This is a genomic window from Amycolatopsis sp. NPDC034160, assembly GCF_055575355.1.
Genome location: NZ_JBVISU010000003.1, coordinates 519576 through 534630, shown reverse-complemented (window position 1 = coordinate 534630; position 15055 = coordinate 519576). Strand labels below are relative to the sequence as shown.

Below are 15055 nucleotides of genomic sequence, written 5' to 3'. Positions count from 1 at the left end.
TGCCTGATCAGGCACACTGTAAGCGCTGTCGGCAGTGGTGGATAGAGAATCGCGGCCACGGTCGCGGTCCGCGAAATGTCCACCTTTCCCGTTTTCACCGCGTCAGTTCCGAACGAAGGAGGAGCCGCGACGATGACCGATCCGGCACGTGAGTTGATCGAAGCGGTGCAGGCGGAACTCGCGCCCCACGACGACGACAACCGGCTAGTCCGGTTGGTGGCGGAGGGCAAGGCGGCGCGAGAGGTCTTCGCCGCGATCGCCGCGGAGGAGTACCGGATCGTCCGCAGTGATTGGCGCAGCTTCCTGACGCTCGCGTCGCGCTCGCAGGAGCAGAACGCACGGGAGTTCTTCGCGACGCTGGCCTCGGGCGAAGGGCTCGCGCTCGGCAAGCTGCCCGCGCTGGCCGAGGAGTCGTTCGATTTCGAGCCGCGCGCGGGATGCCAGGCGTATCCGGCGTTCGTCGCCTGGCTGGCGCTGAACGGCGAGCCCGCCGAGGTCATCGTGGCGATCGTCGCCAACTTCGCCGCTTTCGGCCGGTACTGCGCCGCGATCGCCGCCGCGATGCGCGAGCGGTACGGCTTCGACGACGAGGCGTGCGCCTTCTTCGACTTCTTCGGCGCGCCGTCGCCGGAACTCGAAGAGCCGGCCGTCAAGGCCGTGCAGGCCGCGCTCGACGCCGGCCGACTGTCCGAAAAGGACGCTCGCACGCACGCGCGGCTGTTCCAGGCATACGAGCTGGACTTCTGGAACACCCTCGCCGACGATTACCGCCGTGACTGACCTCGTAGCCGAGGCCGCGGCTCTGGACGCGGCCGACCCCTTGGCGCATAAACGGAACGCGTTCGACCTTGACGAGGAGATCGCCTACTTCGACGGGAACTCGCTGGGCGCGCCGCCGAAGCACGTGGCGGAGCGGGTCGCCTCGGTCGTCCGCGAGGAATGGGGTGGCCGGCTCATCCGGTCCTGGTCGGAGGGCTGGTGGGAGGCGCCGGTCCGGGTCGGCGAGCGGATCGCGCCGCTGGTGGGAGCCGCGCCGGGGCAGGTCGTCGTGGCGGATTCGACGAGTGTGAACCTGTTCAAGGCGCTCGTCGCCGCGACTCGGCTCAACCCCCGCCGCGACGAGATCCTCGTCGACGCGGACACCTTCCCGACCGACGGCTACATCGCCGACGAGGTCGCCAGGCTGACCGGGCGGACGGTACGCCGGGTCGTCGCCGAGGACATGCCGGGCGAGGTGAGCGAACGGACGGCGGTCGCGTTGCTCAACCACGTCGACTACGTCACCGGACGAGCCCACGACCTGCCCGCGCTGACCGAGGCGCTGCACCGCGGCGGGGCGTTGGCGCTCTGGGACCTTTGCCACAGCGTCGGCGCGCTCCCGGTCGACTTGGACGAGGCGGGCGTCGACCTCGCAGTCGGCTGTACCTACAAATTCCTCAACGGCGGGCCGGGTGCGCCCGCTTTCCTCTACGTGGCAACGAAGTGGCTGGACCGGTTCGAGCAGCCGCTGGCGGGCTGGGCGGGCGCTCGCGACCCGTTCGCGATGCGCGGCGCGTACGAGGCGCACGCCGGCATCGGGCGTGGCCGCTCAGGCACTCCCGACATTCTTTCGCTGCTCGCGCTGGACGCGGCCCTCGACGTCTGGGATGACGTGGATCGCGCTCTGCTCCGGGAGAAGGGCCTCGCGCTCGGCGAGTTCTTCTTCCGGTGCGCGGACGAACTCCTCGACGGCGCGACCATCCTGACCCCACGCGGGAGCGACCGCGGGCACCAGATCTCGGTCGTCGACGACGACGCGGCCAAAACCATGGCGGCCTTGACCGACCGCGGGGTGATCGGGGACTTCCGTCCGCCGAACGTGCTGCGGTTCGGGCTCGCGCCGCTCTACACCACCTACGGCGAGGTGCTCCGCGCCGTCACGACGCTTCGGGAACTCCGGAGCTGAAATCTCCTGCGGTGACAGGCGAGTGGTTAGGTACCGGTGTCCTTGCCCGCCCGAGTACATGAAGGCCTCCTTCCTTGCGCCTAGCGCAGTGAAGGGGGCCTTCATGTACAGGGGAAGACGAATTCGGGAACCGGTGGCGAAAAGGTGGCCGCCTCGCCCCTCCGGGGGAGACGAAGCGATCTTTCGCGAATTCGCTGTTAATGTCGTCTTTCGCTCTCGCCGCGCGTGTGACGTAGATCCTTCCCCTGTGGTGTAAGGGAAATCCGCGTCGCCCGTCTCATCGGGGAGGCGCGGGCCACAGTGCCGGGAGAAGGAGGGATTCGTGTCGCTCAACTATGCCCTCGTCGCCGTGTTCGGGGTCGCGTCCGGTTTCCTGCTGAACGAATTCGGTGCGCGTCACCCCGTCGAGACGGTGCTTGTCGCGATCCTGATCTGTGGAGTGGCGACCCTGTGCTGGGCGGGCGTCCGGATGCTCCGGGACGCCTCCGGGACGGTCGACGCACTCCTCGACGACGAGCTCGGCAACGCCAACGAAGATCATTTCGCCGAATCGGCGACGATAAGGGTCCGTGAATCTCGATTTCGTGGTGCGAACGGCGTTACGACGGCGTTCCTTCGCGGTGATGTCGTTCGCAAACCGAACGGTATGTGGAGCGCTGGTCCGAAAGCGTGAGCGACGTCACGGCCAGTAGTTTTCGACGGTTTTTTCGCGGCGAAGCGATCGTGACGAACTGTGACGCGATCGGGTCCGAAGTGCGTCGATCAAGCCGCTGCCTGCGGTAAACCGCCAGGTGACCTACTGGCGAGTCACTTGGCGGGTGCCCTGGTCCACGTGGTGGACTCACCAGGTCCGCAACCCTCTGGTCAGGGAGTCACCGCACTACGTGACTACTCTTCGCGTCTGGACTTGACTCACCCGTTTGGGTCTCCTAGCGTCTTCGCGGGCGGAGCGGACCACGCTGTGTTGATCCGGCTATCGGATCCCGCGGGTGAAGAGATCCCCGGCGACCCGACACCAAACTGCCGGAAGGAAAACGGACCACGGTGAAGCAAATTCCCCTTCGACGAGGCCGCGGCTCATCGATTCGTTCGCGCGTTCTGACGATCGCGCTCATTCCGAGCGTCGCGTTGATGCTCGTCGGTCTGGCGATCGGCGGGTACCTCATTTTCGACGCGGTCAACGGCCGTGACTACGCGCAGCGGATCCGGGGCTCGGAAGCGCCGACGGTCCCGTTCTTCGGTCAGATCCAGGAGGAGCGCCGGCTGACGCTGCGCGAGCTCGCGGGCGACCGTTCGCAGCACGCCGCGCTCGTGGAGCAGCGCGCCAAGACCGACGCCGCCACCCAGGGCGTCGTCAGCTATCTCCAAACCTTGGTCGGCAACTCGCCCGACAGCGTGCAGCGCAACGTCGCCACGGTGAACGGGCTCTTCCAGAAGATGCCGCAGATCCGGCAGTCGGCCGACTCCGGCCAGTTGCCGCTGCTCGACGCCTTCACCTACTACAACCAGATCATCGACCAGTTCGTCGAAGGTCTCACCGGTTTCGCCCAGGACGCGCCGAACGCGGAGAACGCCTACCAGCGGATCACCGCGGTGCCGCTGTTCACCGCGATCGACCAGTTGCAGCGGTCGAACTCCCTCGCCGCCGCGGCGGTGGCGGGTGGCGGCTTCACCGACGAGACCTACCGCGCGTACGTCACCCAGGTCGGTTCGTACCGGTCACTGCTGGAGTCGTCCGTGACGCGGATGTCACCGAGCGTCAAGGCGAAGTTCGACCAGCTCGTCGCGAGCGACCCGTGGAAGGCCGTCAGCACGGTCGAGAACACGTTCCTGCAGAACAGCAAGGCCACGCTCCCGGTGCCCGAGCAGCTCTGGCTGCAGTCGGCCCGCGGCGTCGGTGACGCGATGATGCGCGGCTTCGTCGAGCAGAGTGGCGCGGCCACGACGGAAGCCATCGACGAGGCCGACCGGACGCTGATCACCTCGGCCATCGCCGCGGCCATCGCGCTGCTGGTGGCCATCGGCGTGTTCGTCATCGCCCTGCGGCTGTCCAACCGGCTCATCGGCAGGCTGGCCCGCCTGCGCGAGGACACCCTCGACGTCGCCGAGATCCGGCTGCCGGAACTGGTGGACCGGGTGCGGGCGGGCGAACCCGTCGACCTCGACGACAAGGGGCACTTCCTCGACCACGGCGACGACGAGATCGGCCAGGTCGCCGAGGCCTTCAACAAGGCGCAGCAAACCGCCATCGCGGCCGCCGTCGAAGAGGCGAGGACCCGTGAGGGCACCAAGGCGGTGTTCCTCAACATCGCGCACCGCAGCCAGGTCATCGTGCACCGTCAGCTCAAGGTGCTCGACCAGGCCGAGCGCAAGCAGGAGGACCCGGAGCAGCTGGAAACGCTCTTCCAGCTGGACCACCTCTCCACCCGCGCCCGCCGCAACGCGGAGAACCTGATCATTCTCGGTGGCGGCCAGCCCGGCCGTCAGTGGCGCAAGCCGGTCACCCTCGCCGAGCTGACCCGTGGAGCCTCGGCCGAGACCGAGGACTTCGCCAGGGTCAAGACGGCGAAGATGCCCGCGATCGCGGTGCAAGGACCGGTCGTCGGCGACCTCGTGCACCTGCTCGCCGAGCTGATCGACAACGCGACCTCGTTCTCGCCGCCGCAGTCGCGGGTCGAGCTGCGCGGCAACGTCGTCGGCAAGGGTGTCGTGATCGAGGTCGAGGACCAGGGCCTCGGCATCGAGCCCGAACAGGCCGCCGAACTGAACGCGATGTTGGCCGATCCGCCGGACTTCGGCATCATGGCCCTGTCAGCCGAGCCACGGCTGGGCCTGTTCGTGGTCGCGCGGCTCGCCGCCCGCCACGGGATCTCCGTGCACCTGCGCGAATCCGCGTACGGCGGCACCAGGGCCATCGTGCTCGTCCGCACCGACCTGCTCGCGCCGGTCCCGTCTGATCAGCCGGAGGACGAGGTGGACCCCGAGAGCACCGAGGTGCCGGACGCCGCTCCGCTGCGCCCGGGCCGTCGTGCCCGGCACCGCACCGAGCTCCCCGCGGAACGGCCGGAGCTCCCGGTGCCGATGCCGGTCGCGCCGTCGGCTCCGGTCTCGCAGTCACCCGCGCATCAGCCGCCGGGACCCGATTCGCCGGGTGCCGCGCTGCCGCCGCTTCCCCCGCGGCTCCGGCCCGGCATCCCCCGGCCCGAGACGTCGCGCCCCGAGCCGATCCGGCCCGAGCCCGCGCGTGCCGAAGCACGGCCGCAGCCGGTGCAGCCGCCTGCCTGGCCGCCCGCCGATTCCCGACCGCAGGACGGCCGTCCGCCGCAGACCCGGCGACCCGGCCCCGAGGCGCCCGGCAGGCCACCGCTGCCGCAGCGCCGACGTCAGGCGAACCTGGTCCCCCAGCTGATGGAGGACCGGCCTGCCGCACAGCAGGAGGAGGTCCGCGAGGACACCCCCGAGCTGGCCAGGAACCGTCTCGCCGCGTTCCAGCAGGGAACCCGGCGTGCCAGGGACACCGAACCCACCGACGACTACACCGACCTCGACATGTACGGAGATCGTGACTAGATGGCCAACGCGGGAGTCAGTGAACTCGACTGGTTGCTGGATGACCTGGTCAAGCGGGTCAGCGGTGCCGACAGGGCGGTAGTCCTCTCCTCGGACGGCCTGCTCATCGGACGGTCCGGAAACCTGTCGGAGCAGGACGGCGAACACCTGTCCGCGGTCGCGTCGGCGTTCCAGAGCCTCGCGCGGGGCACGGGACGGCACTTCGGCGGCGGCAACGTCCGCCAGACCATGGTGGAGATGGACCACGCGTTCCTCTTCGTCACCGCGGCCGGTCGCGGCGCGTGCCTCGCGCTGCTGGCCACGGAGGACGCGGACATGGGCCTGGTGGCCTATGAGATGAACCTGATGGTCAAACGGGTCGGCGCGGTGCTCACCTCGGCGCCCCGCGCCGCGACACCCACGTCGCCATGAGCGGGCGGCACGAGTCGTGGTTCGAGGACGAGGCCGGGCCGCTGGTCCGGTCCTACGCCGTCACGGGCGGGCGCACCCGTTCGGACACGATCGGCCTCGACCTGATCACCCTGGTGGTCGCCATGCGCAGCGCGCACGAGGTCGCCGGCTTCGAGCCGGAGTACGGGCGGATCCTCACCCTCTGCCAGAGACCGACCTCGGTCGCGGAGGTCGCCGCGCGCATAGATCTGCCGCTGCCGGTGGTGAAGGTGCTGCTGAGCGACCTCATCGAACAGAACCTCGTGCTGTTCCGCACCGCGACACCGGTCACCGACACCCCCAACAAACACGTACTCCAGGCGGTTCTTGATGGCATCCGGAAACTCTGAGCCCCGGCGATCCTTGACCGCGAACGCGGTCAAGGTCCTCATCGCCGGCGGGTTCGGGGTCGGTAAGACCACGATGGTCGGTTCGGTCAGCGAGGTTCCCCCGCTGCGCACCGAGGAGGTCATCACCGCGGCGTCCGAGGGCGTCGACGACCTCACCGGTGTCGAGAAGAAGACGACCACCACGGTCGCCCTCGACTTCGGCCGGATCACCATCAACCCCGAGCTGATCCTGTACCTGTTCGGCACGCCGGGGCAGGACCGGTTCTGGTTCATGTGGGACGAGCTGGCCGAAGGCGCGCTCGGCGCCGTCGTGCTGGCCGACACGCGGCGACTCGACAGTTGCTTCGCGGCTGTCGACTTCTTCGAGCGTCGTGGCCTGCCGTTCGTCGTGGCCGTCAACTGTTTCGACAACGCGTACCGCTACGGCACCGAAGAGGTCCGGCAGGCGCTCGACGTCGGCATGGACGTCCCGCTGCTGCTGTGCGACGCGCGGGAACGCGAGTCGACGAAGCAGGTGCTGACCGTGCTGATGGAGCACGTGCTGGCGCTTTCCGACTTGGCGGCTGGGCTGCCACAGGGCCGCTGATCTCTCGCGTCCCGCGCGCGCTATGAAGGACGCTTTCCTTGCAAATTTTGCAAGGAAAGCGTCCTTCATGGCATCGGGAGGGCCCCGGGTCTCTCGTAACTGGTAGGGACGGTCAGGGCCAAGAGCGTGTGCGGGTTGATCAAGGTGTGAGCCCGGGCGACGATGCCCGCGGAACCACCACCCTCGGTCACAACAGCGCTTCAGGACTTGCGGCGCCGAAGCAAGGTGTCGAGCGCGTAGGTGCCCGGGCCCACCACCGCGAACAGCAGGAAGATCCACGAGTACAGGGCGGCCATCTCGCCCTTGTTCTGCAAGGGAAGCAGCGCGTCCGGCTGGTGGACGACGAAGTACGCGTAGGCCATGGTGCCCGAGAGAAGCACCGCGACCGGGCGGGTGAACAGGCCCACCAGGAGCAGCAGCGAGCCGACGAGTTCGATCACCCCGGCGTACCAGCCCGGCCAGGTGCCGAAGGGGACGGCCGGCTTGTCGAAGAAGCCCATCTTCTGCAAACCGTGGCAGAGGAACAGGAACGAGACGACGACGCGGACGACGGAGAGGGTCAGGCCTTGCCATTTGGCGGTGGTCGGCCCGGCCTCGGTGGTCGTGGCGGCGGCGGTCTGGGTCATGACACATCCTTCCGGCTCAAGGTGGTCTAAACCATTGATAACCTTGAGGATGCCGGATGCCCGATCCGCACGGTACTTGCTTTCGGGGGGTAATTTCCCGTTATGGCCTGATTTAACAAGGCCGCAATGAATGGAGACGCGATAAAGGCCTCTTTCCTGGAATCATTCCAGGAAAGAGGCCTCTTCGATTCTTGATCAGCGACGGCGGCGCAGCGTGTCGAGCGCGAAGGTGCCGGGGCCGATCGCGGCGATCAGCAGGAAGATCCAGCAGTAGAGGGTCGAAAGCTCGCCCATGTTCTGCAGCGGCAGCAGGCCTTCCGGCGCGTGGACGGTGAAGTAGGCATAGGCCATGACGCCGGAGAGAAGCACGGCGACCGGCCGGGTGAACAGGCCGACGAGCACGAGCGCGGCGCCGACGACCTCGATCACGCTGCCGTACCAGCCGGGCCAGGAGCCGAGTTCGACGGAGCCGCCCGCGCCGTCGACGCCACCGAAGAAGCCGAATCCCTGCAAGCCGTGGCAGAGGAAGAGGAAGGAGACGACGATCCGGACGGCCGACTGGATCGCGCCCTGCGCCTTGACGGACCTGCCGGTGGCGGCGTTCGTGGTGGCGGACTCGGCGGGGGTGGTGGTCTGCGTCATCGTTCTGGTCCCTTCCAGGAGAGGCTGTGTGGCGGCTGCTTCTGACAACGCGTCGGACGAGCACGACGCGATTCGACATTCCTCCGGAAAGTTTTTTCGAGAGGCGGTCACATCACCCGATCGGCGCAAGGGCACACTGGACGCCGTGGCGGGTAAGACGAGTGCCGGGATCCTGCTTTTCCGCAGGTCGGGCGAGGTGACCGAAGTACTGCTCGGGCATATGGGCGGGCCGTTCTGGGCGAAGAAGGACGCGGCCGGCTGGTCGGTGCCCAAGGGCGAGTACGAGCCGGACGAGACGCCGGAGGCCGCGGCGCGGCGCGAGTTCCAGGAGGAACTGGGGCTGCCGGCGCCGGAGGGGGAGTACCTCCCGCTCGGCGAGGTGAAGCAGTCCGGCGGCAAGGTCGTCACGGTCTGGGCGGTGGAGGGGGACCTCGATCCCGCTCAGGTGGTCCCGGGCACCTTCGAGATGGAGTGGCCGCCGCGGTCCGGCCGGACGCAGGAGTTCCCCGAGGTCGACAGGGTCGCCTGGTTCGGGCTCGCCGAAGCCGAGGAGAAGCTGCTCAAGGGGCAGCGTCCGTTCCTGGCCCGCCTGGGCGAACTGCTCAACGACTGAGTAGCTCGCTCAGTGGCTTGTCGGCCAGTGAGCCCAGCACGAGATCCGCGTGGTCGAAGTTCAGTACCGCGGTGATCGGATTCGGTACCGCGACGCACCGCAGTCCGGCGGCCTTCGCCGCGGTGACGCCGTGGGGCGAGTCCTCGAACGCGATCGCTTCGGACGGCGGCAGGTCCAAGGCCGCGAGCGCGGCCAGGTAGAGGTCCGGACTCGGCTTCGCCTCGTGAAGGTCGCCGGTGAGGACGGCTTCGAACGCGTCCTCGAGCCCCAGCCGGTTCAGATGCGTGGTGACCCAGTCGCCGGTCGAACTGGACGCGATGGCCAGTCGCAGGCCCAGCTCCTTCGCCTCGTCGAGATACTCCTGGACGCCGGGGCGCGGCCCCTCGGATTCCAGCAGCGCGGTGACCCGGGCGCGGACGCCGGTGCGGACCGCGATCCGGTCGAGGTTCTCGTCGTTCTTCTCCAGCAGTTCGAACATCGCGACCGCGGTGTTCTGCGTGCCGATCACGGTGTGCCAGACGTCGAGGGGGAGCTCGCCGCCGCGTTCGCGGAAGGTCTCCTGCCAAGCGGTGAGGACAGCTGCCTCGGTGTCGACCAGCGTTCCGTCGAAGTCGAAGATCAAGGCACCGGTCATGGGACGAGTCTATGTCTTGACTCACTGAGTGGCACGGATTACCGTACGCATTCGTTAGGAAACTTACCAAACGAACAGGTAGGCACCGAACAACGCCGCGCACCCGTCCCTCTCAACCCGCCGCCACGGATTCCCGGGGAGATCGATGTGAAGGCCCGAACCCGACTACTGCCCTTAGGCGCGGCACTCATCCTGCTGCCCACCCTGCTCAGCGGGAACGCTCAAGCCGCTGACGTCCTTTTGTCCCAAGGAAAACCCGTCCTCGTCTCCTCGGTGGAGTCCTCCAGCTACGGCGGACCGCTCGCCGTCGACGGGAAGACCACCACCCGCTGGGCGAGTGCTGAAGGCGTGGACCCGCAGTTCATCCGCATCGACCTCGGTGGCCCTTCCGCCATCAACCGGGTCAAGCTGAACTGGGAGGCGGCGTACGCCACCGCGTACCGGCTGGAAGTCTCCAACGACGGCTCGGCGTGGACCTCGATCAAATCCGTCACCAACGGCAACGGCGGAACCGACGATCTCACCGGGCTGTCCGGCCGCGGCCGGTATCTGCGCCTCGTCGGAACCAAACGGGCCACGAGTTACGGCTACTCCCTTTGGGAGATGCAGGTCTACGGTACGTCGGACTCCTCCGGCGACACGCAGGCGCCCACCGCGCCGACGAACCTCAAGGCGGGTTCGATCACGGCGTCCACTGTGGACCTGACTTGGACCGGTTCGACCGACAACGTCGGCGTCTCCGGCTACGAGGTGCTGCGCAACGGCCAGGTCGTCGGCACGACCGAAACCGCGTCCTACACCGACAGCGGGCTGAGCGCGTCGACCGCGTACACCTACACCGTCCGCGCGAAGGACGCCGCGGGCAACACCTCGGCGGCCAGCAACCAGATCCAGGCGACCACGCAGGCCGGCGGTTCGTCGTTCGTCCTCGCCGCCTCCGGTGACATCGCCGAACAGTGCACCGCTTCGTCGTCTTCGTGCGTCCACCCGAAGACGGCGGCACTGGTCGGCCAGATGAACCCGGCCGCGGTGATCACCATGGGCGACAACCAGTACGACGACGCCCACATCGAGGACTTCACGAAGTACTTCGACAAGACCTGGGGCAAGTACAAGAACATCATGCATCCGGTCCCCGGCAACCACGAGACCTACGACCACACCCCGCTGGGCGCCTACAAGCAGTACTTCGGCAAGATCGCGACGCCGAACGGGAAGACCTACTACAGCTGGGAAATGGGCAACTGGCACTTCGTCGCCATCGACAGCACGGAGTTCTCACCCGGCCTCGCCGCGAACGCGATCAGCGACGAGCAGCTGAACTGGATCAAGCAGGACCTGAAGAGCAACACCAAGCCCTGCGTCGCCGCGTACTACCACCACCCGCGCTACACCTCGGGTGACCACGGCGACAACGGCAAGATGGCCACCCTCTGGGAGACCATGGTCGGAAACAAGGTCGATCTGGTGCTCAACGGGCACGACCACCACTACGAACGGTTCTATCCGCAGAACGCCAGCGGGGCCAAGGATCCGAACGGTCCGGTGCAGATCATCGGCGGCGGTGGCGGGGCGACCCTGTACCCGGTGAAGACGGAACACGCGGCCACGGCGAAGGCGATCTCGACCTACGGCGTGCTCAAGCTCAACATGTCGGACAACGCCTTCTCGACCCAGTTCGTCGGGCTCGACGGCAAGACCATCGACTCGTCTCCCACCTACACCTGCCACTGATCCCCGTGATCGGGTGCCGGGTCGCGGCTCGTGTGCGGCGCGGCCCGGCACCTCCTCGCGGCGTTGGAGGTCTCGCATGTACATAGCCACCAGTCGTGGCGCGGACGCCGCGGCGGAAGTCCCGAAGAGCGGCGTGAAGCGGGCTGTCACCGGGAACGTCGTCGCGCTCGGCCTGGTCAGCCTCGTCACCGACATCTCGTCGGAGATGGTGACCGCGGTACTCCCGCTCTACCTCGTTCTCGGTCTCGGCCTCAGCCCGCTGCAGTTCGGCGTGCTCGACGGCCTCTACTCCGGTGTCACCGCCGTCGTCCGGCTCGTCGGCGGACATCTCGCGGACCGGTGGCAGCGGCTCAAGGCCGTCGCCTGCTTCGGTTACGGGCTTTCGGCGCTGGGCAAGATCGGCCTGATGCTGGCGGGCTCGTCCACCGTCGCGATCGGCGCCGTCCTGGCGGCCGACCGTACCGGCAAAGGCGTCCGGACCGCGCCGCGGGACGCGCTGATCACGTTGAGCAGTAACCCCGAACATCTCGGCCGCGCGTTCGGTGTGCACCGAGCGATGGACACCTTCGGCGCGTTCCTCGGCCCGCTGGTCGCGATGGTCGTGCTGTGGCTCAGTCTCGGCAGCTACGACTCGGTGTTCTTCACGAGCTTCTGTATCGCGGCGATCGGCGTGATCATCCTGCTGGTGCTGGTCAAGGACCACCAGCCGAAGCCGGGAACCGAACGGCCCAAGGTCTCTTTGCGCGAGACCGTGGGATTGATCCGGCAGGCGTCGTTCCGCCGGATCTGCGTCTGGGCGGCGTTGCTGGGACTGGTCACCCTCAGCGACTCGTTCCTCTATCTCGTCCTGCAGCGCCGTTGGGATCTCGGCGCGGTGTTCTTTCCCTTGCTGCCGCTGGGAACCGCGGGTGTATACCTGCTGCTCGCGGTACCGCTGGGCAGGCTTTCGGACCGGATCGGCCGCTGGAAGGTGTTCCTCGGCGGGCATGTCGCGCTGGTCGTCGCGCTGCTGGCACTGCTGGGACCGGTGGACGGCGGCGTCCTCGCGGTGCTGGCGCTGGTACTGCACGGTGTCTTCTACGCCGCCACCGACGGGGTGCTGATGGCCGCCGCCGGACCGCTGCTGCCCGAGCATCAGCGGGCGAGCGGGCTGGCGCTCGTGCAGACCGGGCAGGCGACGACGCGGATGCTCGCGTCCGTCCTGTTCGGACTCGCTTGGACCGCGTGGGACCTGCACGCGGCGGTCTTGGTCGCCGTCGGAGCGCTGGCCGTCGTGATCGTCGCGGCCGCCGTCATCCGTCCTTTGCGGACCTACGCATGAGGGCGCGGATCGTAGGAGTCGTCGGGGCGGTCGTCCTCCTGATCACGGCCGCCGTCGGCTACGGCCTCTACTCGCGGGATCGCGGCCCGGCTGTCAACTCCGTCGCCGTCGTCACCGGGCAGCCGGTTTCGGTGCAGGCGAAGGGACAGTTGCTGTTCCGCAACACCGCCGAAGGCCCCGACTTCGGCCATCTCGCCACGGTCCCGGCCGACCAGCCGGGCGAACCCCGGAAGGTGGCCGGGCTCAGCTGCGACCGGTTCGCCGCTTCGGCGGGAACCGCGCTGTGCCTGGCCGCGCAGCCGGGGGTGCTGCCGCCGATGACCGACGTCATCGTGCTGGACAAGGACCTCACCGAGATCCGCCGGGTCGAACTGCCCGGCACCCCCAGCCGCGGCCGGGTCTCGCCGGATGGGAAACTCGTCTACTGGACGCTGTTCGTCAACGGGGATTCCTATGCGGAGAACGGGTTTTCCACCAGGGCCGGGATACTCGACCTGAGGACCGGGAACCTGATGAAGAGCATCGAGGAGATGGGGCTCCTGCTCGACGGCAAGCCGTACTACTCGTCCGACGTGAACTACTGGGGGATCACCTTCGCTCCCGACGGCAAGCGGTTCTACGCGACCGTGGGGACGAAGGGAAAGACCTACCTCGTCGAGGCGGATTACGAGAAGCTCGTCGCGAGGATGATCCGGGAGAACGTCGAATGCCCGTCCCTTTCGCCGGACGGCAAGCGGATCGCTTTCAAGAAACGGGTTTCCGCTGATCCCGCGGCGCCTTGGCGGCTGGCCGTCCTCGACCTGGCTTCCGGTCAGGAGACCTTGCCGGCCGAGACGCGCAGCATCGACGACCAGGCGGCCTGGCTCGACGACCGGACTGTCGCGTATGGGGTGGATTCGGGCATCTGGGCGGTTCCCGCCGACGGGAGCGGGGCGGCGAAGCTGTTGGTCGAGCGGGGTAGTTCCCCGGCGGGCGTGTAGTGGGCTCGTGAGTGGTAATGAGGGTTAGAACCGTCATTACCACTCACGAGTCTCAGCTGGGGAAGTACTCGATCAGGACCGGGGCCACCGCTTTCGGCTTGAGCATGTGCGTCTGGCCTTCGATCGTCCGGTGTTCGGCGCCGGGGACGGCCTTGGCGAGCGCGGCGACGCCGTTGCGGATCCACGCCGGGCTCTTGCCGCCGTCCATGACCAGCGTCGGCATGGAGACGTCCGCCCAGCGTCCCTCGGGCAGCGGGGTTCCGTCGTGCAGGCCGTCGAAGAGCGCGGCGTCGTAGCGCAAGGTCGCCGCGACCTTCTTCAACTTCGGCCAGGCGGGCATGAACCGCATCATGAACACGACCGGCGCCGGGACGCGGACGCCTTCGCGCATGAAGGTCTTGATCGCGGTGCCGGGCCGCCCGGTGGCGATGGCCTTCTCCAGCCGCTCCGCGTAGTCGGCCGGGACCGGCGGCCGGGTGTCGTCGACGACCAGCGGGAATTCGTACACCGCCAGTTTCGTGATCGGGAGCCCGGCGTTCGCGGCTTCGAGGGCGAGCGCGGCACCGGAGGAGATCCCGTAGACGTAGGCGGTACCGCCCGCTTCCTCGATCAGTGCCGCGATGTCCTCGACCTCGCGGGCGACGGAGAACGGCTCGGTGTCGCCGCTTTCGCCCCGGCCGCGGCGGTCGTAGGTGTAGACGGTGAAGTGGCCGGCCAGTTCGGCGGCCAGCGGGGTGGCCGGGCCGAACTCGCGGTGGCACATGGCGCCGTCGACGAGGATGACGGCGGGGCCGGAGCCGGTGCGCGTGTAGGCGATGGTGGTGCCGTCCGGCGAGGTCACGGTGCTCATGGCGAGGATTCTCCTGGTTCGGGTCAGCGGGTGGTACGGAGGATGACGGCGGTGACCCAGCCCCAGGCCAGCAGCACGGCGGCCCAGAAGGCGAGCATCACGACGGCGTTCGCGTTGCCGGAACTGATCCCGGCGAAGGTGGCGAAGAACGCGATGCCGGTGGCACGGGAGTAGACGGCCCAGCCGCGGTGTCCCGCGCGGGAGAAGCGGCTCGCGAACACGAAGGTCGCCACGATCAGCGCCAGGAAGCCGACCGAGCCGGCGGCCATGTGCAGGATCCCCGCGGTGCTGATCGTCGCCGGGCCGGTGCCGACGGGAAAGCCGTTGCCGGGGTCGGCCTTGAAGACCGCCGCGAAGAGCAGGCTGGCGCCGAAGACGCCTAGCAGGCGTGGTCCCCAGACGCTGCCTTTGCCCTCCAGTGTCCGGCGCAGCCCGACCGCTCCCGCGAGCATCAAGATCCCGGTGGTCAGGAAGTTCGTCACCTGGATCCACCCGGTGTCGCCGTTGCTCAGCATGCTCGCCGGGTGCTTGGTCAGGTCGAAGCCGTCGCGGACGGCGGCCTGGATGAGCGTTGTGGCGAAATACAGCGGGCCCGAGATGGCGCCGCAGGCGAGCAGGGCGCGGGTCGGGATCGCGACGGCGGTTCGGGTGGCGGCGATGGTCATCGTCTCGGCCTTTCGGGGCGGGGGTCGTGGGACACCACTCTCGCTCCGAAGTTTCAAGTTGTCAAGACAAAAAATATTGTCGGTGATGCCTGTCTCAGGACTGGAGGTGT

General features: G+C 68.0%; 16 protein-coding genes. 11 read left to right on the top strand and 5 right to left on the bottom strand.

Annotation, left to right across the window (positions count from 1 at the left end):
* The first annotated feature begins 132 nt into the window (after positions 1 to 132).
* From ACZ54P_RS11040 to ACZ54P_RS11010, 7 genes are all read left to right on the top strand, one after another.
* Complete coding sequence (locus ACZ54P_RS11040; protein WP_465461332.1) at positions 133 to 780, top strand: transcriptional regulator; 648 nt, start codon at positions 133 to 135, stop codon at positions 778 to 780.
* A complete protein-coding gene (locus tag ACZ54P_RS11035) occupies positions 764 to 1945 on the top strand; it encodes a kynureninase (RefSeq protein WP_465461458.1) in 1182 nt (393 codons plus the stop codon). Before ACZ54P_RS11040 ends, ACZ54P_RS11035 begins: the two co-directional genes overlap by 17 nt.
* 322 nt (positions 1946 to 2267) lie before the next feature.
* The gene (locus ACZ54P_RS11030) at positions 2268 to 2618 is read left to right on the top strand and encodes a hypothetical protein (RefSeq protein WP_465461331.1); all 351 of its coding nucleotides are present in this window, start codon (positions 2268 to 2270) and stop codon (positions 2616 to 2618) included.
* 371 nt (positions 2619 to 2989) lie between these two features.
* A complete protein-coding gene (locus ACZ54P_RS11025) occupies positions 2990 to 5515 on the top strand; it encodes a sensor histidine kinase (protein WP_465461330.1) in 2526 nt (841 codons plus the stop codon).
* On the top strand, positions 5516 to 5926 hold the full coding sequence (locus ACZ54P_RS11020; RefSeq protein ID WP_061982203.1) for a roadblock/LC7 domain-containing protein: 411 nt from the start codon (positions 5516 to 5518) through the stop codon (positions 5924 to 5926).
* The gene (locus ACZ54P_RS11015; RefSeq protein ID WP_061982202.1) at positions 5923 to 6294 is read left to right on the top strand and encodes a DUF742 domain-containing protein; all 372 of its coding nucleotides are present in this window, start codon (positions 5923 to 5925) and stop codon (positions 6292 to 6294) included. Before ACZ54P_RS11020 ends, ACZ54P_RS11015 begins: the two co-directional genes overlap by 4 nt.
* A complete protein-coding gene (locus ACZ54P_RS11010; protein ID WP_026466899.1) occupies positions 6275 to 6880 on the top strand; it encodes a GTP-binding protein in 606 nt (201 codons plus the stop codon). Before ACZ54P_RS11015 ends, ACZ54P_RS11010 begins: the two co-directional genes overlap by 20 nt.
* 200 nt (positions 6881 to 7080) lie before the next feature.
* Here ACZ54P_RS11010 and ACZ54P_RS11005 read toward each other — a convergent pair whose 3' ends face one another.
* Both ACZ54P_RS11005 and ACZ54P_RS11000 read right to left on the bottom strand, forming a co-directional pair.
* Complete coding sequence (locus ACZ54P_RS11005) at positions 7081 to 7506, bottom strand: DoxX family protein (RefSeq protein ID WP_465461329.1); 426 nt, start codon at positions 7504 to 7506, stop codon at positions 7081 to 7083.
* A gap of 195 nt (positions 7507 to 7701) precedes the next feature.
* Complete coding sequence (locus ACZ54P_RS11000; protein ID WP_465461328.1) at positions 7702 to 8148, bottom strand: DoxX family protein; 447 nt, start codon at positions 8146 to 8148, stop codon at positions 7702 to 7704.
* A 145-nt stretch (positions 8149 to 8293) separates the two neighbouring features.
* Here ACZ54P_RS11000 and ACZ54P_RS10995 point away from each other — a divergent pair, with 145 nt between their 5' ends.
* Positions 8294 to 8761: an NUDIX hydrolase gene (locus tag ACZ54P_RS10995; protein ID WP_465461327.1), complete on the top strand. Its 468-nt coding sequence runs from the start codon at positions 8294 to 8296 to the stop codon at positions 8759 to 8761.
* Here ACZ54P_RS10995 and ACZ54P_RS10990 read toward each other — a convergent pair.
* Positions 8751 to 9395 carry an HAD-IA family hydrolase gene (locus ACZ54P_RS10990; protein ID WP_465461326.1) on the bottom strand — a complete coding sequence of 215 codons (645 nt, stop codon included), beginning with the start codon at positions 9393 to 9395 and terminating at the stop codon, positions 8751 to 8753. The two genes, ACZ54P_RS10995 and ACZ54P_RS10990, sit on opposite strands and share 11 nt — an antisense overlap.
* Positions 9396 to 9542: 147 nt before the next feature.
* On the opposite strand from ACZ54P_RS10990, the gene ACZ54P_RS10985 reads away from it, so the two are divergent.
* The 3 genes from ACZ54P_RS10985 to ACZ54P_RS10975 all read left to right on the top strand — a co-directional run bounded on the left by ACZ54P_RS10985 (position 9543) and on the right by ACZ54P_RS10975 (position 13430).
* Positions 9543 to 11129: a discoidin domain-containing protein gene (locus ACZ54P_RS10985; RefSeq protein ID WP_465461325.1), complete on the top strand. Its 1587-nt coding sequence runs from the start codon at positions 9543 to 9545 to the stop codon at positions 11127 to 11129.
* A gap of 76 nt (positions 11130 to 11205) precedes the next feature.
* Positions 11206 to 12450 carry an MFS transporter gene (locus ACZ54P_RS10980; RefSeq protein WP_465461324.1) on the top strand — a complete coding sequence of 415 codons (1245 nt, stop codon included), beginning with the start codon at positions 11206 to 11208 and terminating at the stop codon, positions 12448 to 12450.
* On the top strand, positions 12447 to 13430 hold the full coding sequence (locus ACZ54P_RS10975) for a hypothetical protein (RefSeq protein ID WP_465461323.1): 984 nt from the start codon (positions 12447 to 12449) through the stop codon (positions 13428 to 13430). The genes ACZ54P_RS10980 and ACZ54P_RS10975 overlap by 4 nt, the downstream gene beginning before the upstream one ends.
* Positions 13431 to 13482: 52 nt before the next feature.
* Here the strand turns inward: ACZ54P_RS10975 and ACZ54P_RS10970 are convergent, their stop codons facing one another.
* Both ACZ54P_RS10970 and ACZ54P_RS10965 read right to left on the bottom strand, forming a co-directional pair.
* The gene (locus ACZ54P_RS10970) at positions 13483 to 14280 is read right to left on the bottom strand and encodes an alpha/beta fold hydrolase (RefSeq protein WP_465461322.1); all 798 of its coding nucleotides are present in this window, start codon (positions 14278 to 14280) and stop codon (positions 13483 to 13485) included.
* Positions 14281 to 14303: 23 nt separating this feature from the next.
* Positions 14304 to 14945 (bottom strand): DUF998 domain-containing protein, encoded by a 642-nt coding sequence (locus ACZ54P_RS10965; protein ID WP_465461321.1) that lies wholly within the window; start codon positions 14943 to 14945, stop codon positions 14304 to 14306.
* Between the last annotated feature and the right edge of the window lie 110 nt (positions 14946 to 15055).